The sequence below is a fragment of the Neobacillus sp. B24 genome, from assembly GCF_055381825.1.
Map to the genome: position 1 here is coordinate 3,338,609 of NZ_AP035777.1, position 18,350 is coordinate 3,356,958.

General features: G+C 43.3%; 22 protein-coding genes. 7 read left to right on the forward strand and 15 right to left on the reverse strand.

Going from position 1 to position 18,350, the window contains the following annotated elements; genetic code table 11:
• The first annotated feature begins 209 nt into the window (after positions 1–209).
• The gene (locus tag ACZ43M_RS16360) at positions 210–554 is read left to right on the forward strand and encodes a hypothetical protein (RefSeq protein ID WP_464503608.1); all 345 of its coding nucleotides are present in this window, start codon (positions 210–212) and stop codon (positions 552–554) included.
• A 99-nt stretch (positions 555–653) separates the two neighbouring features.
• On the opposite strand, the gene ACZ43M_RS16365 is transcribed toward ACZ43M_RS16360, so the two are convergent.
• Together ACZ43M_RS16365 and ACZ43M_RS16370 are read right to left on the reverse strand one after the other, a co-directional pair.
• Positions 654–1,031, reverse strand: a complete 378-nt coding sequence (locus ACZ43M_RS16365; protein WP_464503609.1) for an SET domain-containing protein — start codon at positions 1,029–1,031, stop codon at positions 654–656.
• A gap of 112 nt (positions 1,032–1,143) precedes the next feature.
• Positions 1,144–1,587: an Lrp/AsnC family transcriptional regulator gene (locus ACZ43M_RS16370; RefSeq protein ID WP_464503610.1), complete on the reverse strand. Its 444-nt coding sequence runs from the start codon at positions 1,585–1,587 to the stop codon at positions 1,144–1,146.
• A gap of 119 nt (positions 1,588–1,706) precedes the next feature.
• Here ACZ43M_RS16370 and ACZ43M_RS16375 point away from each other — a divergent pair, with 119 nt between their 5' ends.
• Positions 1,707–2,258, forward strand: a complete 552-nt coding sequence (locus ACZ43M_RS16375; protein ID WP_464503611.1) for a cysteine hydrolase family protein — start codon at positions 1,707–1,709, stop codon at positions 2,256–2,258.
• 48 nt (positions 2,259–2,306) lie between these two features.
• Here ACZ43M_RS16375 and ACZ43M_RS16380 read toward each other — a convergent pair whose 3' ends face one another.
• Positions 2,307–2,780 carry a hypothetical protein gene (locus ACZ43M_RS16380; protein ID WP_464503612.1) on the reverse strand — a complete coding sequence of 158 codons (474 nt, stop codon included), beginning with the start codon at positions 2,778–2,780 and terminating at the stop codon, positions 2,307–2,309.
• Between the two features lie 199 nt (positions 2,781–2,979).
• On the opposite strand from ACZ43M_RS16380, the gene ACZ43M_RS16385 reads away from it, so the two are divergent.
• The gene (locus ACZ43M_RS16385; protein ID WP_464503613.1) at positions 2,980–3,702 is read left to right on the forward strand and encodes an ABC transporter ATP-binding protein; all 723 of its coding nucleotides are present in this window, start codon (positions 2,980–2,982) and stop codon (positions 3,700–3,702) included.
• Between the two features lie 9 nt (positions 3,703–3,711).
• Complete coding sequence (locus tag ACZ43M_RS16390; protein ID WP_464503614.1) at positions 3,712–4,458, forward strand: ABC transporter permease; 747 nt, start codon at positions 3,712–3,714, stop codon at positions 4,456–4,458.
• 55 nt (positions 4,459–4,513) lie between these two features.
• On the opposite strand, the gene ACZ43M_RS16395 is transcribed toward ACZ43M_RS16390, so the two are convergent.
• Positions 4,514–5,527 (reverse strand): N-acetyltransferase family protein, encoded by a 1,014-nt coding sequence (locus tag ACZ43M_RS16395; RefSeq protein WP_464503615.1) that lies wholly within the window; start codon positions 5,525–5,527, stop codon positions 4,514–4,516.
• Positions 5,528–5,997: 470 nt separating this feature from the next.
• Here ACZ43M_RS16395 and acpP point away from each other — a divergent pair, with 470 nt between their 5' ends.
• Positions 5,998–6,225 (forward strand): acyl carrier protein, encoded by a 228-nt coding sequence (gene acpP / locus ACZ43M_RS16400; RefSeq protein ID WP_464503616.1) that lies wholly within the window; start codon positions 5,998–6,000, stop codon positions 6,223–6,225.
• 68 nt (positions 6,226–6,293) lie between these two features.
• Here the strand turns inward: acpP and ACZ43M_RS16405 are convergent, their stop codons facing one another.
• The 5 genes from ACZ43M_RS16405 to ACZ43M_RS16425 all read right to left on the reverse strand — a co-directional run bounded on the left by ACZ43M_RS16405 (position 6,294) and on the right by ACZ43M_RS16425 (position 11,126).
• Positions 6,294–6,851, reverse strand: a complete 558-nt coding sequence (locus tag ACZ43M_RS16405; protein ID WP_464503617.1) for a hypothetical protein — start codon at positions 6,849–6,851, stop codon at positions 6,294–6,296.
• Positions 6,852–7,242: 391 nt separating this feature from the next.
• The gene (locus ACZ43M_RS16410; RefSeq protein ID WP_464503618.1) at positions 7,243–8,913 is read right to left on the reverse strand and encodes a transposase; all 1,671 of its coding nucleotides are present in this window, start codon (positions 8,911–8,913) and stop codon (positions 7,243–7,245) included.
• An 840-nt stretch (positions 8,914–9,753) separates the two neighbouring features.
• Entirely contained in the window at positions 9,754–10,188 is a 435-nt protein-coding gene (locus ACZ43M_RS16415) for a glycine/sarcosine/betaine reductase selenoprotein B family protein (protein WP_464503619.1), read from the reverse strand.
• A 34-nt stretch (positions 10,189–10,222) separates the two neighbouring features.
• Positions 10,223–10,723, reverse strand: coding sequence for a redoxin domain-containing protein (locus ACZ43M_RS16420; protein ID WP_464508040.1), 501 nt, complete (start codon positions 10,721–10,723; stop codon positions 10,223–10,225).
• Positions 10,724–10,892: 169 nt separating this feature from the next.
• Positions 10,893–11,126: a hypothetical protein gene (locus ACZ43M_RS16425; protein WP_464503620.1), complete on the reverse strand. Its 234-nt coding sequence runs from the start codon at positions 11,124–11,126 to the stop codon at positions 10,893–10,895.
• A 419-nt stretch (positions 11,127–11,545) separates the two neighbouring features.
• Here ACZ43M_RS16425 and ACZ43M_RS16430 point away from each other — a divergent pair, with 419 nt between their 5' ends.
• Together ACZ43M_RS16430 and ACZ43M_RS16435 are read left to right on the forward strand one after the other, a co-directional pair.
• Complete coding sequence (locus tag ACZ43M_RS16430; RefSeq protein WP_464508041.1) at positions 11,546–11,926, forward strand: VOC family protein; 381 nt, start codon at positions 11,546–11,548, stop codon at positions 11,924–11,926.
• Positions 11,927–11,993: 67 nt separating this feature from the next.
• A complete protein-coding gene (locus tag ACZ43M_RS16435) occupies positions 11,994–12,803 on the forward strand; it encodes a S1C family serine protease (protein ID WP_464503621.1) in 810 nt (269 codons plus the stop codon).
• A gap of 109 nt (positions 12,804–12,912) precedes the next feature.
• Here ACZ43M_RS16435 and ACZ43M_RS16440 read toward each other — a convergent pair whose 3' ends face one another.
• From ACZ43M_RS16440 to ACZ43M_RS16465, 6 genes are all read right to left on the reverse strand, one after another.
• Positions 12,913–14,115, reverse strand: a complete 1,203-nt coding sequence (locus ACZ43M_RS16440) for a M20 family metallopeptidase (protein ID WP_464503622.1) — start codon at positions 14,113–14,115, stop codon at positions 12,913–12,915.
• A 16-nt stretch (positions 14,116–14,131) separates the two neighbouring features.
• A complete protein-coding gene (locus ACZ43M_RS16445) occupies positions 14,132–15,094 on the reverse strand; it encodes a P1 family peptidase (RefSeq protein WP_464503623.1) in 963 nt (320 codons plus the stop codon).
• A 3-nt stretch (positions 15,095–15,097) separates the two neighbouring features.
• On the reverse strand, positions 15,098–15,649 hold the full coding sequence (locus ACZ43M_RS16450; protein ID WP_464503624.1) for an ECF transporter S component: 552 nt from the start codon (positions 15,647–15,649) through the stop codon (positions 15,098–15,100).
• A 100-nt stretch (positions 15,650–15,749) separates the two neighbouring features.
• Positions 15,750–16,592 (reverse strand): energy-coupling factor transporter transmembrane component T family protein, encoded by an 843-nt coding sequence (locus tag ACZ43M_RS16455; RefSeq protein WP_464503625.1) that lies wholly within the window; start codon positions 16,590–16,592, stop codon positions 15,750–15,752.
• Positions 16,585–17,472 (reverse strand): energy-coupling factor transporter ATPase, encoded by an 888-nt coding sequence (locus ACZ43M_RS16460; RefSeq protein WP_464503626.1) that lies wholly within the window; start codon positions 17,470–17,472, stop codon positions 16,585–16,587. Before ACZ43M_RS16460 ends, ACZ43M_RS16455 begins: the two co-directional genes overlap by 8 nt.
• Positions 17,473–18,333 (reverse strand): energy-coupling factor transporter ATPase, encoded by an 861-nt coding sequence (locus ACZ43M_RS16465; RefSeq protein WP_464503627.1) that lies wholly within the window; start codon positions 18,331–18,333, stop codon positions 17,473–17,475. It abuts the gene before it with no gap.
• Positions 18,334–18,350: the final 17 nt, after the last annotated feature.

The window sequence follows — 18,350 nt, forward strand, 5'->3', positions numbered from 1 at the left end:
TGCTGTCATACTAATAGGATACCGGGAATGGATGTAGAAATAAAGAAAACCCATATAGTCTCCTGCAATTTAAAAATTTCAACTTGATGGTCGTTTACACGATATTTTTAAAAGCCTTGAAGCTCAGATAAGTAATATGTCCACACCAGTAATAGAAATAATCATAATTTATTGTAGGAATGACGGGATGAAAGGAAGAGAACACTGCTATGGAGCTTCACGGAGACCAAAAGCGACCGAAGGATCATGTGGACCCATTTACAAGTCTAATGTTTGGGATAAATAGAGGAGATGATCAGGAGGAAGAAAGTACTGAGGAATCACCCCTCAGCGAAACAGAACGTTCTGATGAACCCCAATGGGACCCATGGCTTTTTGGCAAAACAGAGGATCACAAACACACCCCCTCCAATCAAATCGAAAACCTACTTGACCAAGTAGACTTATTTTTGCTGATGGAAACGGTCGATGAAGCTATCAAAACATATAAAATGTATCAACCCATCTTTCAGGAAATTACTCCTTTTTTTAAGAAGTTCTTGAAGAAAGGTTGAGCAGCAGGGCGGTCCTATGAACAAAACAGAGAGACCGCCCTTTTTTGTTCCAAGAAAAAAACTTGGTCAAGGATGCCAAGTTTTCAGCTAAAATAACTATTATTCTTCATCAAACCATAATGGGTCTTTGTTATCAATATCGCCATTATAATTGATTAGAATTTCATCTCCTGCTTTTATATCCTTGTATGCATAGAAATCAAATGTATGATTATCAAAATTAATCTCATAATTTGCATTAGGTTCATAAGAATGGTTAAACAACATTCCATAACCAAGAAGAATAGCAGAATGATTAATCCCATACTCAAAAGCATAATCAGCAAGTAAGGTTTTCTCTATGTGTTGATGTTGTTCGTTTGGATAAGCAATGACAGGCGCTTCGTGGATAAGCTCCCCTTTTTTGATATCACATGTAGCAAATACCCCTCTATTAAATTCTCCATCACTTAATGAAGATGTTTTTACCTCAATCATGTTGTACACCTACTCACTTTGATAATATTCTTTCTTACTGTAACATTAATTTGAACATTATGCTCTCTTTTCATTAGAGAGATTTTCAAATGATTGATACTTATATAAAGTATTATTTTCTGGCAAACAAAGGATTACACAGCTTGATCACTTGGATGGACAAGTTTAAACTGTAGTTCCCATAATGCAGAAGTTGATCAAGGAAATGGTTCAATTCCTCCTGGGTTGCCACTTTTATTTTTAAATGATAACAGCCCTTACCCGAAATTCGGTGCGCTTCGACTACTTCCTTGCGATCCTGTATAAAACGGACAAATGCTTCATGATTGGCTGATTTCATATGAACGATGGCAAACGCCGTAAAGACGAGCCCTAATTTCATTTCATCAATGATAAGTGAATAAGCTTTAATAATCCCGCTTTCCTCCAGTTTTTTAATCCTGTTTCCTACTGCCTGTCCCGTCATATGAATTTGTTGCCCTAGGTCTTTCCATTGAATCCGCGAATTTTCGGTAAGCAACCGGAGGATCTGAAAATCGATGTGATCAAGTTCCATAATAATATCCTTTCACTGTGAAATGATTTCGCCTAAAAGACTTTCATTAACCTATCGATAAAAATCAAGATATTCTCTATCGTTTAATTATAAACAATTTATTGAATGAGGTGGAAAAAATGAGTACTGCGTTAATCCTTATTGATATTCAAAATGACTATTTCCCAAACGGAAAAATGGAATTAAGCAATCCATTAAAAGCTGCCGCCAATGCTGGTAAAGTACTAAGCTGGTTTAGACAGCAAAAAAGTCCCATCTTTCACATCCAGCATATCGCAACTAGAGAAGATGCCGGTTTCTTTTTGCCAAATACAGAGGGAGTGAAAATAAACGAAGCAGTGTTACCATTGGAAAATGAAAGGATTATCATCAAACATACACCTAACAGTTTCTTCAAGACCGAATTAGAAAGGGAATTAAAAGCAATCGGTGCTACCAAACTTTTCATTGTCGGAATGATGACTCATATGTGTGTGGATGCCACAGTGAGAGCCGCCAAGGAGCTAGGCTTTGATACTACCCTGATTGAGGACGCCTGTACAACAAGGGATTTAACTTACAACGGCCATGTTGTGCCTGCCGAACAGGTTCATTATGCCTTTATTAGCGCTCTTAACGGAATATATGCCAACATCATTTCGACAGAGGATTTTCTGGAGCAGAACAACTAATGAAAATCAAAAGGGAGACTGTTTGAAAACAATCTCCCTTTTACCATTTTATAACCCAAAAATACTATCAAGAACATCTAAAGGGGTTTCATATTTAAAGCCAAAATCCCTCCCTGTATAATAAAACACGGGATTTCTAAGGTCATTTGCCAATGATTTTTCTCTTCCTATTTCTTTTTCAAGCTGCTCCAAATCATCCATTTTGCCCTTAACACTTGGGTTCGCTTCGCCGATGAATTTCACGGTCACTGAGGCAATTTGTTCTTTCCCTCTCATGATAAAAATATCACGGCCGCCATCGGAAAAGGCTTTTAAATGAAGAGTATCAAAAGAAACTCTTACCTTGTCGTCCTTTTTTCGAATTACAAAGCCTCTTTCGCGAAAATAATCCTCAAAGCCATTCAGAAATTCCTGAACTCTCCTATGTAACTCTGGTTCCACGTTTGTTTGAAATAACTCTCGATTAAGATCTTTTAAATGATTTAATTCCATTTTTAACTTTTCGATTTCTACACTACTCATGTTCAATCTCCCCGTTTCGTTCATTCCAAATCTATTTTATCGCGAAAACACCTTTACCGCCATCGTGCCAACACATACCGAATAAACTCAACTTTAAACTTATAAATATCACAATCTTGAATATTCCGGAAACAGAATTATTTACCCATGTAGTTAAATAATGGTAAAATAGTCTCAAATTGGGTTTAGGGGGAGTAAAATGGATTATCCTGCGATAGAACTACAGGACATACATAAATGCTATGGGGATACAATAGCTGTGAATGGGATTTCCTTGAAAGTGAATAAAGGAGAAGTCATGGGCATCATTGGGGCGAATGGTGCCGGTAAAACGACGACTCTGGAAATGATGATGGGTCTGCGAAGTCCTGATTCTGGGACGGTAAAGATTCTGGGGATGGATTTGAAAGAATATGCCACTGAAATCAAAAAGCGGATTGGAATTCAGCTCCAGCAAACGTCTTTATACGACCGGATTAAAGTGAAAGAAGCATTGGAATTATTCAGTTCCTATTATGATAGAAAAAGAGATTTACAGGAGATTATTGAGACCTTAGGGCTTACACCTTATTTGAATAAGTATGTGAAAAATCTTTCTGGCGGCTGGCAGCAGCGGACCTCACTCGCGCTGGCCCTCGTCAATGATCCGGACATTATTTTTCTCGATGAACCAACCACCGGGTTGGATCCGCAGGCGCGGCTGGAATTGTGGGCCTGCATCAACCGCTTTCGTCAGGAAGGGAAGACCATTTTATTATCTACTCATTATATGGATGAGGCGCAAAAGCATTGTGATCGGATTGCGATTATTAAAAAAGGAAAGCTCGTTGCCTGTGATCGTCCGAACAACTTAATTTCTTCGCTGCTCAGTGAAACAGGTACGATGGAAGATGTTTATTTACAAGTAGCAGTGGATGTTTAAGGAGAACTGATGATGAATTCAATATTGACGCATACCAAAATGGAATTGAAGTTGTTTTTCCGCGAAACTTTGGCTTTACTGTTTACGTTTATTGTGCCAGCCGTCTGTTTTGTTGTATTTGGGCTGATGTTTAAATCAAATACCTATGAAGGCGGATTGGATTATTTTCAAGCTTATATCCCGGCGATGATTTCAATCATCATTTTTACGACCGCATTTTTTTCGATGGGTCTGCAGGTGGTAATTGATCGCGAAAAAGGCGTGTATAAGCGGTTAATGGGTACCCCGTTGCACCAAAATGCCATTTTTACTGCGACGATTGTCAAAGGGTTTCTCGCCATTTATGTCGGTGCAATTGAGATTCTGCTGATTGCTAAGCTTTATTTCGGAGCAGATTTAACGCAGCATCCGTTACAATTCTTTCTTGCGTTAACCTTTTGCTCGGTGTCATTTTTTTCGATTGGCTTTATTGTTTCAAGTCTAGCGAAGCGGATGCAAACGGCATTGGGCATTGCAATGATTGCCATGTATCCAATGTTCTTTCTTTCGGGTGCCACCCTCCCCTTGGAACAGCTGCCTGACATTTTGCAAAAAATGGCCGTTGCTGTCCCGTTAACCTATGTAGTGAATGTATTGCGCGATGGCTGGAATGGAACGCTATTCACATCGGGAGCAGTCATTGATATCATTGTGCTCGCGGGAATCTTGGTCGTCTCTACCTTGATAGGAACAAAATTTTTCCGTTGGACGAATTAGAGTACGAAAAAACATCAGGCACCACTCCTTTATTGGAAGGTGCCTGGCACTTTTTCTACCGTATTTTTTTGAGAATTCGGTAATGACCTTTCCCTTGACGGTAGCCAAGGCTTCTATTTACAGATTGCATCGGGACGTTCGTTGCTTCTGAATCAGTTGTCATCGTATGTGCGCCTTCTTTCATTGCTTCACGAATCGATCGTAGTTTTAACGCTTTTGCGATGCCGCGGCCGCGATATTCTTTTCTAACACCTGTGTAGTTCGTATAAATGACACCCTCAGTTTCGGTGCTGTATAGATGTGTCACTCCCACAAAAGTGTCCCCCTCCATCGCGATGAAAACCCAATCATTGCGAGAAGCACCCTCTGGAAAAAACTCGTTTCGCCACTGCGCAAACGGAGGGAGGCTTCCGTATTGACCAGGATTGTGTTTTGATGTCTCGACACACAATTCGTATAATTTCTGTTCTGATTCCTCCCCTGGCAGGTCCGCTAACGTAACAAACTGAATATCAGACGCTCCCACTTGTTCAATAAAACCTTCATATTTAGCAGGATCAAATTGCTTAACATCCAATTCTAATTCAAACACATGAGCATCTACCGTAAATCCACGCTTCTGAACAAAAGGAAGCGAGCCGTCTATCCAATCCATGACGATCGACGATAATACAGAGGCTTGCTGTTCAGTTGCCCACTTTACAAGATGTGTTACAATCATCTCCCCTACACCTTGCCCGCGAAAGTCAGGGTGAACGCAGAATTCACTTCCGACCTGACCAGGTTCCACCCATGGAGCACGAAAAGCAGCACCATATCCAATGATTTGTCCAGCTTCGGTCTGTGCTACCACTCTCGTTCTTCCGTACCCAACTAATAAGTCATTTTCATTTAGTTTCAAATTATTTGTGGCCGGGATTTGCCGGTCCTCTTCTTCAAGAGCTTGAGCCGTTGTGGATTCCGGTTCAATTAGGTTCATCAATTCTGCAAGCTTCTCATAATCTTCTGGTATTTTAATATCTCGCAGTTTGGCGGTGCTAAGAACTTTAATAGATTTATTTAAAGACATGTATTTTTTTACCCCCAACATTAAATTGGTAAAACGACTAATAATATCCAATACTTGCATTATACTAAAAAACTCCACGTTCAAACATAGGAAACACTGTATTATCCTACCAGATAAGTAAAAATAGAATGATAGATATTAATGGGTTTCATAGATTGAGTTAATTTGTGGTAAGAATTGGAAAAATGATTTCTTTTTTCTACAGACGTGATTGCCGGAGCCATCCTGGGAATTTCCGCGGGAAGTTTTTCTTATTTTTTATTATGCTTGTGACAGATTATCGCTCAAAATAGGAGCATCCACCTAGAAAACGCAGGGAAAATGGGTGCACGTTTCATCCTTTGTCCTATAAGTACAGGTCCTTGGATACACAGTGTCAGATGGTATCAGGTTAATGGTAATTCTTTTATGTTTAATGATTCAAATTATGTTGTTATAATGGTGGCTATGAAGTACTAGGAGGAACACCCATGACAACTTTTGAAAAATTAAAACCTATTATCTCCGACCAACTCGGTGTCAAAATGGAGAATGTCACGCTCGACGCATCGTTCAAGGACGACTTAGAAGCTGATTCCCTTGATATGGTTGATCTGACAATGGAAATTGAAGATGAATTTGCGATTGAAATTGGCGACAAAGTAGCAGCGACCCTGCAAACGGTCGGAGATGTCGTACGGTTTATTGAAAGCCGTTAAATGCACGAATGGGGTCAATCCCCCGATACTTCTAGACATTATGTATCGGAGGATGGACCCCATACCATTTAGGAGACAAAAATATGAACGAATCCAATTAGAAGGGCCATAACGATTAAAATAGAATGGGTGGTTCTAAGAGCTTTCGCTTTTTTATTTTTCATTAATACTGCACCGACGATACCGGCAATGGCCAAAAAGGCAACTGCCCCTAGTCCAAGTATCCCTTCACTTTCCAGCTCCCCTTCGCTTAGGTACATGGTGATTCCATGTAAAGTCCCTAAGACCAACGCCAATATGCCAAAAATAAAGTGGTATTTTCCAAAAAACTTGGAAATAGAAATAAACATTTGTTTGGCATCCGGAAAATTTGTTATGACTACCTTGAGCGATCTTCGAAGCGGAAATAGGATCCCTGAAGTCCCCATAGCCACTACGGTTCCCCAACCAACTGTTTTCCCAATGTCCTCATACGGTCTATCTTCCTCCTCGTCATGGTCACCTTTATGGTAATGTTCATATTTCTCGTCATCATGATCTGCAGAGACTAGTGTGCTTCCAGGGATTGCATAATGAAGGACAAAAACAATCAAAAATGCCATACATAACATGTATATATGCTTCATAAAAAAATCTCCTTATTCCTTTATTTAACTTTAGTGTAGTCTTTCTATATGAAAAGTGTCTGAAAAATTCATTAAATTTTGGCCCTGTTAAACCCTTAATGTTGATTTCCCTGTGTTTGAGTAATAAGCGGAGAAATTCCGTTTAAATTGGGAAATACCCATATTTCCCTAAAAATAACGGAAGTTTTTCCGGTTATATCATCCAAGTCATTGGATTTTGTCCTATTTTGAGTATTTAACCGGAATTTTGAGACCGTCGATTAAGTTGTAGTTTAGTCGCCTTCTAAGCCCTATTTCACATACTTTGTGAATTTTATTGAGTTTTTTCACAATCTTTCATGATTTTTTTGGTCTTTTCGCGTTCCAAGGCCTTCTGTTTTTCCTAATTTCCCTAATTTGGGCAAACGGGGGCCATCACCCGATTTTCGCATTTTTTGTAACGGTAAAAGGGCTTGATGGGTTCGGCTAATTTCTTTACCATAATTTTTAAATTGATGACCATGGCCGTCAATTTGGACGCAATCCTTAATGGTTCCCTTCCTCGTGTTCTTGGCTTCCTGAGTCCATGATGGTTGGCAGCTTCATGATTCGTCCTTTCCACATCATACCTGGCCCTTAATGCATGCTTTCCAGCTTCGGTTTGGTTAAAGGACTTCGCTTGTTCCATGAGTTCATAATAATCACTGATAAAGATAGACCGGCCGTCTTTATTCGTCGTACATTGTTCAAACAACGGGCAGGCTTTACACGTTTCTCCGAATTTAAATTGATACCCTTGCGCCTTGTTATTTCGTACTTTTTTAGAAGTCGAGTTCCCCAGCGGACAAGTGACTTCATCCAATTCAGTGTCATAGACAAACCAATCGTTTTCCAACAATCCCGTTGGATTTGTACTTCTTTGTATGGGGGCGCTCAGTAAGATCTGCATCTCTGTTATTTTCTGGCGATTTTCACCTGTACCATAAGCCGTGTCACCGATGACATGTTTCGGTGCCACACCATGGCGATTAATCATTTCCTCCACCATCGGGACAAGACGGTCCCCATCCCATTCGTTGCCTGGAATGGGTTCCGCATTTAAGATTAATCCGTGCTCCCTTGACTCCAAGACTTGGATTTTATCTCCGGTAAACTTCTTTGATTTCGTTTTGTGTCCACTCCGGATTTCTGGATCATAGGCACTTCGGATACGGTCTTGTGGTTTTTCTTTTTTCGATAATTCTTGGTAGTGGAGTGGTTCCTGTCCAGTACCTTCAGGTTTATTTGAAACCATCGGTTTCGTGTTCTCTTGTAAAATTTGATAGAGGGTCGCTTGAAGCTCCAAACAACGAAGCTGCTGCTCCGCTTTTTTCCATGTCCAAAATAAGGGGTGTACCCTTTCACTTTCTAGCCAATGTAATAGGCTGTAGGCTTCCACCGCCAGGCGGCTAAATAATACCAATCGATCCTTTTCAGTTGTTCGATCTGATAGCCGTTTCAGGAAGCTTTTGAGGGGACAGTCCTGTAAAAGATGGGTATATAACTTCGGATATGTACGTTTGATGTGTTGGATAAGTTGAAGGATCCCTTGCTGGATTAAACGGTATGCCCCCACCTTGGCAATGTTGGCGTAGGTATGAAAAGAATCGATAAGCCAACGGTCATCTTCTTTCCCCCATAGCCCTTTCGCCAAAGCCTGGGAAAGAATATGATGATGGCACGCATCAAAAAGGTCAGAACCCATACGGTCTCGGTCGAGCCCCAAGGTACTATGATCGAATCCGTTAAAAGCTACAGGTACTCCGAAAAAACGTTTTAAATCCATACGATAAAGGATGGCCTCTTCCATTTCACGATCAGAGTAATTGTGATAGCGTTGAGCAAAATGAATCTTTAATTTTAATGAAGGGGCAAAAGGACGTTGCCCATTTGAGGAATATAAGGGCGCACAGAGTTCATCTGCAAAGGAAAAGTCAACCACTTGTTCCACTCGGCTCCAGAAAGGATGGGGAGGAACTGAAGCGAAGACTTCATAATCTGATAAGGTTAACTGGCCAAATGTTTTATATTGAATGTGCGCCATCACAATCACTCCATACATAAGATATATCTTAATTTTATCGTATATATGGAGTGGATGATAATAAAATAATAGAATTTAGAAAAGTATGTGAAAAAGGTGTTTGTCGTGAGTTAATCGACGGTCTCATTTTTCCGCTTATATCGGCTCATTAAGCCTCCCCTAGATACAATAACCGGAAATTCTCCGCCTATTAATCCTCATGCCTACACGAAAATCGACACTAAACTTAAACAGATCCTTAATTTTAAAAAAGAGCCCAATCCATTTTAGCGGATTGGGCTCTTGCTAGTTCCAATTTACCATATGGCGGCCGGCACCCATTCATCTAAGCTTTGCATGATAGGTACTTGAAGTTCGGTCATTTACATTTATTCTTTCGAATACAAACCTTTACAATGGCTTTTTCTACTACTTTCCAGAATACATCAACTGGGAGGGCTGTTGCAGAAAGTCCAGGACGTGTTCCTTTGTTTTGTAATTTTGGCGAACCCTCGCATAGGATATCAAACCAAACACCGGTTTCACTCCAAACAAAAAAGGGACGAAGCAAAGTTGCTCGTCCCTTTCCTATGTTTAATAGCTTGGAAAATGCGATTCGTGTATTTGTCCTGGTTCTTGTTTGGTCAATAATTCCTCTAAAGCCGCGAGTAATACTTTTCTTTGGGTTTCTTTGTCATGCGGCTTGCCCAAAGAGTGCCCAAATTCAAATCCAACTGGATGTATCGCACGAGGCGGTCTCATCAGACTTGATTGCGCTACATCCAAAGTGATTAGGGTTGTTGGAATCCCCTGAGATTCAATTCCACGCTGCACTGTAACTACAGTGCGATGACACAGGGGTCAGCCGGCTGTTAAGATGACGGCATCTGCTTTGGAGCGGACGACCTCTTTAACGAGTGCCGGGATGGTCTCGTTATTGATCTTATTTAATCTCATTGAGTAACCCATCATGGTCATGTGCTTTTCGGCAACTCCGCCAAGGTCCCCATCATCGACCATTTCCCTTAACCGATCAATCGGAAACACACAATTGATATCTTCTTTTGGATAATCTGTATTATAATGCTCTTTCGGTGCTGCATGCGTAACCGTTAAATCCTTAGCATCAACATCTCCCGGAATAATTCGGAACGTAGCGTCCCCTTCTGCTGGATTGGTGTTAAATGGTTCCTGATCCTTCAGGTGAACACCAGATGTCGAAACAATCATAATCGTCATTTCATGCAGCGGCTTTGTAACGGGTGTATATGGTATGGCTTTCCTTGACAGTTCCATACACAGCCACTCCTTTATCCTTCAGTTTTAAACCTTACAATTTACGCAACACATCAAATAATTCTTCATTATCCGGCTGTTCGCCAATAGGATGAACATCAATGTAGCGGACGATTCCTTCTTTATCAATCAGGAAGAGAGCGCGTTCTGATGCACCATATGCTGGTTCATCCGGATTTTTACGAAGGACACCGTATTTTTCAGAAACTTCACCATGCGGATAGAAATCAGAACATAGCGGGTAAGAAATGCCGCCAATCGATCTTTGCCATGCATCGTGACTGTGGACACTATCAACGCTGATACCCAAGACCTGGGTATCAAACTCTTCAAAACGAGGAAGGTCATCCTCGTAAGAAGGCATTTGAGCGCCTCAGACCGGAGTCCAATCTAGAGGATAAAAGCATAGAAATACATTCTTGGAGCCACGGAACTCACTAAGTGACACCTTGCGACCACCATGGGCTTCCAATGTAAAATCAGGTGCTTGATCACCCAATTTTAACGTGCTTGTCTCAGAAGCACCTTGAGCCATATACAATTCCCCTTTCCAATCATTTTTTTCAAACAGTTTCAGTATCGACAATTACTTGCAAGAATATCCATGTTTTTTTGCGAAATCCATGGGACCATAGGGACGGTTCTAATATAGGCAATCGGAAGTTTTGCTCAAGTTTCGAAGCACTTTATAAGTAAACGGAATTTTAATCTAAAGGAATTACTTCTAAGGAATTATCGCAAAATTTTTGATTGCCTGAGTAAGCAGGAAGTTTTAAAGTTTTTGTACAAGTAATTCGACATCCATAGTCAAATTTCCTGCTTCTACTGGTTCCCGCCGGATCAAAACCATTCATTCCATCCTGACATAAAATGTAAAAAACTTTCTTAGCAGGTGATACCATGACCACAACCATTATTACCGGACCAACCAGTGCCATCTACTTAGGTGTCCCTTTACCCACGTTTGGGCCTTGGAATCAGTTCATTCACCACCATCCATATAGTGTTCATCTTGGGCATCACACATATCACTTGATCCCAATTCTTCACGGATATCCACCTGCATTCCCCTATTTGGGGCCATATGTGCCGTTCCGGGAGATGAGTTCAGCGGCCACTTTTAAGGTGGAGAACTTTTTTAACCGCTAATTCTTAACAAGTCCTTCAACGGGTAAAATAACTATCGCTCTTATACCGCTGGCTCCCTTCCCGGATCTTTGGCGGAAAAATAAAGCTCAATTTTTTTCCGTTGACACCCTTTCCAATCGATTACAGATAGAATCAAATAGACAACCATATCAGATTCGAGTATTATTGGAAATAATAGGTATTTATTTTGATGATCGGAGTGATCCAATTGATTAATCAGGTCGGGCAAATCATGGTATACGTAAACAACCAAGATGAGGCTGTGAGGTTTTGGACAGAAATAGTAGGATTTAGTGTCATTTCCGAGGAAGACAATGGTCAGGGGTTTAGATATATCGAAATCGCCCCATCAAAAGAAGCTGAAACAAGTATCATCCTTCATAACAAAGAATTCATTGCAAAAATGTCACCGGAATTAAACCTTGGTACCCCTTCTTTGATGTTTTTTACAAAAAATCTTGAACAACTGCATACCGATTTAACCAACAAAAATATTACCGTCGGAGAGATTGTGACCATGCCTTCCGGAAAGGTATTTAACTTTGCTGATTTTGAAGAAAATTACTTTGCTGTGATGGAGAAAAAATAACTTTTTAAGAGGTAGTTTCACATAAACCGCTATAATGAAGATATACCAACCATTATGGGGGATTAAAGTGGACGAGGAAAATCAGGATTTTAATCAGGATCAAGCCGATTTCGAAGCTTTATATATAGAAGAAGAAGCAAAAGAATGGGAAAAGGAAAAAGCAATCAGGAAAAAACGTAAGAAAATAGCCGCCAAATTGGTCAGTTCTCTGCTTGTGTTCGCCATGCTCATCAGCGGATTGAGCATGTGGATTGATGTCTATAATCTGCCAGCGATTCGTTTTGTTAAGACGTCCAATCAGCTTTCAAAGAACCCGGAAGTAAAGAAATACAAAAAGGCTGTTGTCACCGTGGAATGGGATGGTGTAAAAGGAACAGGCTTTAATGTCTCACCAGACGGGTTAATCGTCACCAACCATCATGTTGTGGAGAAATCAAATAACGTTAACGTGCATTTTCAAAACGGGGATTCTTTTTCCGGTAAAGTCATTGCAACACGGCCGGAATGGGACCTTGCCATCATCGACATAGAGGCAAAAAATCTTTCCATTCTGCCGATCGACACCGAAAAAGACTGGGAGAACGAAGCAGGCCAGAAAATCCTCTTCATCGGCAACCCATTAGCCTTTACGCAAATTGCCAACCAAGGCACATTTAAAAGTCCCGTCCTGGTAAAGGGCTGGGAGATTCCAGTCATGATGATTGAAGCCCCGATATATAAAGGAAATAGCGGCAGTCCGGTCATTAATCAGGATGGCAAGGTAATCGGGGTGATCTTTGCCACGCTGCAAAACCCTGAAATCGACACCAAAGAAATTATCGGTGCAGCCGTTCCCTCCTACTACATAGGTCAAATTCTTGATGACATGAATGATTAACGTTTTTCTAAAAAAGAACCCGCCCCCTGTGATTATTCATTAACACAGGAGACAGGTTCTTTTTTTTCTGCCGTCAATACTGGCAATATTATTTGTAAATCAATAACATCTACGCTTCTAGGAATAGCATCGCCGTTTGAACATAGATTCTTGAGGCTTCGACTAATTCTTTCATGTCGATGTATTCATTGATTTGGTGGGGAATGTGGCGGTCGCCTGCTCCCGTGGTGACGATTGGGATTCCTGCCATGTGCAGGAAGGTACCGTCTGTTGCACCTGGGACGCCGTTATAAATCGGCTCCTTGCCGCACACGGCCCGGTATGATTCCACACTAGCTTTAACAATCGGATCTTCCAGGCTCGTTTCAGTCCACGGCCGGCTTTCAATCACTTCAATACTTGCCTTAAAATCAGGGTCCTTGGCACCAAGCCGCGCCAATATGTTCTCCATATCAGTACGAAGCTGTTCATGTTCTTGGCCGGGAACGGTCCGGATGTCAAGAGTGCTGTAACAATGGTCGGGGATAACATTGATTTGCGGTTCACCTTTTTCAGGTCCTAAAATGATGGTTGGGGTAATGCTCGGCCAGCCTAGGTATTGGTGCTGCCCGACTCGCTCCTTCTCACGTTCCTCAAGGGCCATCAGTTCACAAATAATCTGCGCCATTCTTGTGTTCGGATTAATCCCGGTAAGCGGCATCGCCCCATGGGCCATCTTTCCGTATGTACGGACCACAGCCCGCATTGCTCCTTTTTGTGTGATGCAGATTTGATTTTCCTCGGGTTCGCAAATGATCGCTCCGTCGACGCCGTCTGCCCAGCCCCGTTTGATGAAGTGCTTGATACCAATCATCATCCCTTCTTCATCGCAAGGGACGCATAAAATGATTTTTCCACTCCATTTGATGTTGCTGCGTTTAATGGCATGAACGGCAGCAATCGCTGCTGACAGATTCCCTTTTGTATCATTGGTCCCTCGGCCAAACATACGGCCGCCCTCAATTACGGCCCCAAACGGATCATAACTCCAGGCATTTCTGTCCCCCTCGGTCACCACATCGGTATGTCCCTCAAATAGAATGGTTTTGCCTGGGCGGCCCGAGTCGAGAATTCCGATGACATTCGGTCGTCCCTTGACGACTTCCTCAATGTAAACCTCGAGCCCCAAGCCCTTCAGGTAATCGAAGACATATTGTGCCGCCCTGCTTTCATTTCCCAGCGGGTCCTGCGGGCGGTACACACTCGGTATCCGAACGAGGTCCTGCGTTAACTTAATGACTTCCTGTTCATCCACATAATTATATACAGCCAAACTTTACCCCTCCGTGTTATTGATTTTTCGGCAAATCTTTATAAGCGATGATGCCGGCAGCGGTTTCCGCCGATTTCACAGCGTTGACAATCGCCTCCGCCATCACCTTGGCCGCAAGTCCGCCAATGACATCAACAGGAACCCGTTCCCCGCCGGTAGCAGCAACAAAAATGGTGTCGCCATCAAACATCGTATGGGCTGGAAAAATGGTTCTCGCGTATCCGTCCTGAGCCATTTGCGCCACTTTTGTTGCCTCGGCCTTCGTTAATTGTGCATTGACCGCGACCACGCCAATGGTGGTATTCGACCCGGCTGGAATACTTGGCTGATAGTTTTGTTCAAGAAGCTTGATGCTGTCGAGCAGCTTCCCATCCTTGTAAGGTCCGGCGAGGATTTCTCCGGTGGCCGGGTCGCGAACGTCTCCTCCCGGATTTACCGCGACAACCGCCCCAATCACAACACCGTTTTCCAACTTAAGCGAGGCAGTGCCGAGACCGCCCTTCATACAATAACCTGGACCCGCCAGTTTTCCTGCGGTTGCGCCGCACCCAGCCCCGTAATTTCCGGTGTGAAACCTTCCTGTGTCTGCCATTTTGGCTGCTTCATAGCCCATCTGCCGATCTGGTCTCACCTTCCAGTCGCCATACGGAAGATCAAACAGCACTGCTGCCGGGACAATCGGAACCTTGGCAACGCCAACATCAAGGCCGATGTCCTTTTCCTCCAAATATTGCATCACACCAGAAGCCGCATCAAGGCCAAAAGCGCTGCCGCCGCTTAAACAGATGGCATGAACCTTATCGACTAAATTAACGGGGTTGAGCAGGTCGGTTTCCCGGGTGCCGGGAGCGGACCCTCTTACGTCCACCCCCGCCACCGCACCTCCTTCAAACAGGATGGCGGTACAGCCAGTCAATGCCTTCATGTTCTCGGCATTGCCAACTTTTACGCCCGGTACATCAGTGATTTGGTTATGCATTTCTTACAAATCCTTCGAAATCTTTGATTTTTGCGATTTGCCGAGCTGCTTCCAGGCCAAGACTACAGCGAGCGTCACAATCGTACCGACAATCGCTTCGGGAATTCCGTTGGTGACACCCACGGTCCAGGCTACGCCTGCAGTCATGTAATTACGAACAACAGCCATTGTCAAAACAAGCACAGTATTGGTCAGTGTTCCAATAAAGGCGGCAACCCCAACTGCTAAGTATTCACTTTTGCGACGGATCCCGACGTACACAAGCCAAGCAACGACGCCAATGAACAGCCGCGGTAAGATCGCCACCATCGGGTCCTTAAACAACGGAACGGTAGCGTTGAGGAAGGACGAAATTCCAAAAATCGCACCAACAATCAAACCGACAACAGGTCCCTGCATAATGCCGCCGATAATCGCGGGAATGTGCATGATGGTCGCATTCCCTGCTGCCGTCGGAACCGGAATATAGCCCAGACGTGTTACCCCTAACAAAATCGCAACCGCACCAAGCACACCGGCAATGACAATATCACGAACTGTCAATGTCTTTCTCATTCAAACTCTCCCCTTTGTTTTCGGTATTTTTTCGCTAATAAAAAATAATTCAAACATGCCTCTGTCTTCGTAACGGACTCGCCAATCGGCGAATTTTCATTTAAAAAGGAAACGGATAAAAAAGGATCAGCACAGAAAATAGCAGTCCGACAAGCAAAACAAGATAATCCTTCGTTGCCGCTTTATACACGGAGTACGATGTCCTATCTCCCCCCGGTGTATAGCAGCGGGATTCCATTGCTAGAATTAGGTCCTCCGCCCGTGACAAGGCGATATTGAATAATGGAATGATGATGGGAAACATTTCTTTTGTCCGTTGAATGATTCTCCACCAGCCGCCGGTCCCAAATTCGGCTCCTCTTGACGCCTGCGCTTTCATCATTTTTTCCATCTCAATCGCGAAGGTCGGCACAAATCGGATTGAGATCGTAGTAATCAGCGATATTTCGTGAACCGGAAACTTAATTTTCTTTAATGGACTCAACAAGCTTTGTATGGAATGCGTCATTTCTGTGGTGGAAGTAGATAGGGTAAGTACGCTGCTCAAGAAGATAATTTCTATAAAGCGAACTGCCGAGACAATCACCAACCGGATGCTTTCACTGGTGATCAAGATAAAGCTAAAATCGACATAGACGGTGCCCCCCGAGAACAGCTGTCCTTGAAAGAGCAGCTGCAGCAAAGCAAGGACGATAATAAACGGAATCGCCGGTTTCACCCCTGATAACCCGTAGCTGATGGGAATTTTTGAAGCCCAGAAAAGGTAAAGCGACAGCACCAGCCCAATGGCATTTCCGAGATAACTAGTATTAAGAGCAATCGCCAGAACAAGCACCACAAACGCCAGCAGCTTGATTCTCGGGTCAAGGCGGTGGATAAACGAACCTGTCGGAACATATTGACCAATGGTAATATTGCGGGATATTTCAAATTCACTAGACATAGTGCGAACCCTCCTTCTTGCCAGTGAGAACCTTCATTATTTCCCCTGCGGCTTCCGGAACCGAAAAGGCATCCGTCTTGACCTTGTAGCCCAGGTCTGTCAGGCGGTATAGAATTTGAACCGTCTCAGGCGTCCCGATTTGATGGCGCTGCAATTTCTCTTTGTCGGTAAAAATTTCTTTCGGTGTACCGGATAATACGTCCGTTCCGTCTGCCATGACATAGACGCGGTCGGCGAGCATCGCCACCTCTTCCATATTGTGCGAGACAAACACAACCGTTAATTTTTCTTCCTTGTTTAACCTTTTAATTTTATCAAGTAGTTCTTTCCTTGACTTTGGATCGAGTCCTGCTGTCGGTTCATCAAGTACCAAAATCTTCGGTTTCAATGCCAGTATCCCTGCCAATGCGACCTTGCGCTTCTGGCCGCCGCTTAAGGCAAAGGTCTGTCTGTCCTTCATTTCCTCAAAATCCAAGCCGACAACCTCCATCGCCCATTTTACCCGCTCCCTCACCTCCTTTAATGGCAGTCCTAGTTTAAACGGCCCGTAGGCAATGTCATCGCCAATGATTTTTTCAAAAATTTGGTCCTCCGGATTTTGGAACACAAGTCCCACTTTCTGCCTGAGTGTCTTTAAATTTACTTTTTTCTGTGACAGGTCTTCACCATCGATGATGACTTTACCAGATTCCGGGCGCATCAAACCGTTGAAATGCTGGATTAATGTTGACTTGCCCGACCCGGTATGGCCGATGATGGCGATGCATTCGCCTTCCTCAACATGCAGATTGGCCCCCTTTAAGGCGACATGCTCCATGGGCGTTCCCTTCATGTACGTATGTGACAGGTTTTCAATTTCAATGATTGGCTGCGCCGGCATTTATCCCACCTCCTTGCGAACATCTTGGACGAATTTCTCTACTTCCTCAATAAACTCCGCTTCCTTTATTAGGTCCTTTGAAAAATCGCTATGCTGCAGGTGAATCATTTCAGCTAGTCTGCTTACAGCGGGCACTTCTAACTGTAAATCCTCCAATTCCTGCTTATGTTGAAAAATCTCCCGCGGCGGACCGTCCATGACAATTTGCCCGTCCTCAATGACAAGAATCCGGTCTGCTTCTGCCGCTTCCGACATGTGGTGGGTTACCGTCACAATCGTCATCCCGGCATTGTTCATTTCGCGCATGACCCCAAGCACTTCTTTGCGGCCAAAACTATCGAGCATGCTTGTCGCCTCATCAAACACTATGCAATCGGGCTTCATCGCCAGCACTCCGGCAATTGCAACCCGCTGCTTCTGGCCCCCCGATAAGTGATGCGGCGGCCGATGGCGAAACTGCGACATGTTGACGATTTCCAGCGCTTCATCGACGCGTTTTTTCATTTCCTCCCGCGGGACAGCGATGTTCTCGAGACCAAAGGCGACATCTTCCTCGACGATGGTTGCGACAATCTGGTTATCCGGGTGCTGAAACACCGTACCGACTGTTCGGCGAATCTCCCGTTTCTTTGTTAATTCTCTCGTGTTATACCCGCGGACCCAGACATCGCCTTCATCCGGGGTCAGAATGCCGTTCAGGTGTTTCGATAAGGTCGATTTCCCGGACCCATTATGGCCAATGATGGCAACATACTCACCTGGGTAGATAGAAAAGGAGACATTTTTTAGCACGGGAACTTGGGTCTTTTCATTAACTTTGTAAGAAAACGATACATGATCAAGACTGATAATCGGGTTCATTTTGTCCTCCTTTCTGG

Excerpts from the sequence above, each read along its gene's own strand:
- ACZ43M_RS16365 (WP_464503609.1), bottom strand. The coding sequence starts at position 1,031 with ATGATTGAGGTAAAAACATCTTCATTAAGTGATGGAGAATTTAATAGA.
- ACZ43M_RS16405 (WP_464503617.1), bottom strand. The coding sequence starts at position 6,851 with ATGAAGCATATATACATGTTATGTATGGCATTTTTGATTGTTTTTGTC.
- ACZ43M_RS16395 (WP_464503615.1), bottom strand. The coding sequence starts at position 5,527 with ATGTCTTTAAATAAATCTATTAAAGTTCTTAGCACCGCCAAACTGCGA.
- ACZ43M_RS16465 (WP_464503627.1), bottom strand. The coding sequence starts at position 18,333 with ATGAACCCGATTATCAGTCTTGATCATGTATCGTTTTCTTACAAAGTT.
- ACZ43M_RS16385 (WP_464503613.1), top strand. The coding sequence starts at position 2,980 with ATGGATTATCCTGCGATAGAACTACAGGACATACATAAATGCTATGGG.
- ACZ43M_RS16455 (WP_464503625.1), bottom strand. The coding sequence starts at position 16,592 with ATGTCTAGTGAATTTGAAATATCCCGCAATATTACCATTGGTCAATAT.
- ACZ43M_RS16380 (WP_464503612.1), bottom strand. The coding sequence starts at position 2,780 with ATGAGTAGTGTAGAAATCGAAAAGTTAAAAATGGAATTAAATCATTTA.
- ACZ43M_RS16425 (WP_464503620.1), bottom strand. The coding sequence starts at position 11,126 with ATGGCACTGGTTGGTCCGGTAATAATGGTTGTGGTCATGGTATCACCT.
- ACZ43M_RS16445 (WP_464503623.1), bottom strand. The coding sequence starts at position 15,094 with ATGCATAACCAAATCACTGATGTACCGGGCGTAAAAGTTGGCAATGCC.
- ACZ43M_RS16370 (WP_464503610.1), bottom strand. The coding sequence starts at position 1,587 with ATGGAACTTGATCACATCGATTTTCAGATCCTCCGGTTGCTTACCGAA.
- ACZ43M_RS16410 (WP_464503618.1), bottom strand. The coding sequence starts at position 8,913 with ATGGCGCACATTCAATATAAAACATTTGGCCAGTTAACCTTATCAGAT.
- ACZ43M_RS16360 (WP_464503608.1), top strand. The coding sequence starts at position 210 with ATGGAGCTTCACGGAGACCAAAAGCGACCGAAGGATCATGTGGACCCA.
- ACZ43M_RS16390 (WP_464503614.1), top strand. The coding sequence starts at position 3,712 with ATGATGAATTCAATATTGACGCATACCAAAATGGAATTGAAGTTGTTT.
- ACZ43M_RS16415 (WP_464503619.1), bottom strand. The coding sequence starts at position 10,188 with ATGGAACTGTCAAGGAAAGCCATACCATATACACCCGTTACAAAGCCG.
- ACZ43M_RS16375 (WP_464503611.1), top strand. The coding sequence starts at position 1,707 with ATGAGTACTGCGTTAATCCTTATTGATATTCAAAATGACTATTTCCCA.
- ACZ43M_RS16460 (WP_464503626.1), bottom strand. The coding sequence starts at position 17,472 with ATGCCGGCGCAGCCAATCATTGAAATTGAAAACCTGTCACATACGTAC.
- acpP (WP_464503616.1), top strand. The coding sequence starts at position 5,998 with ATGACAACTTTTGAAAAATTAAAACCTATTATCTCCGACCAACTCGGT.
- ACZ43M_RS16450 (WP_464503624.1), bottom strand. The coding sequence starts at position 15,649 with ATGAGAAAGACATTGACAGTTCGTGATATTGTCATTGCCGGTGTGCTT.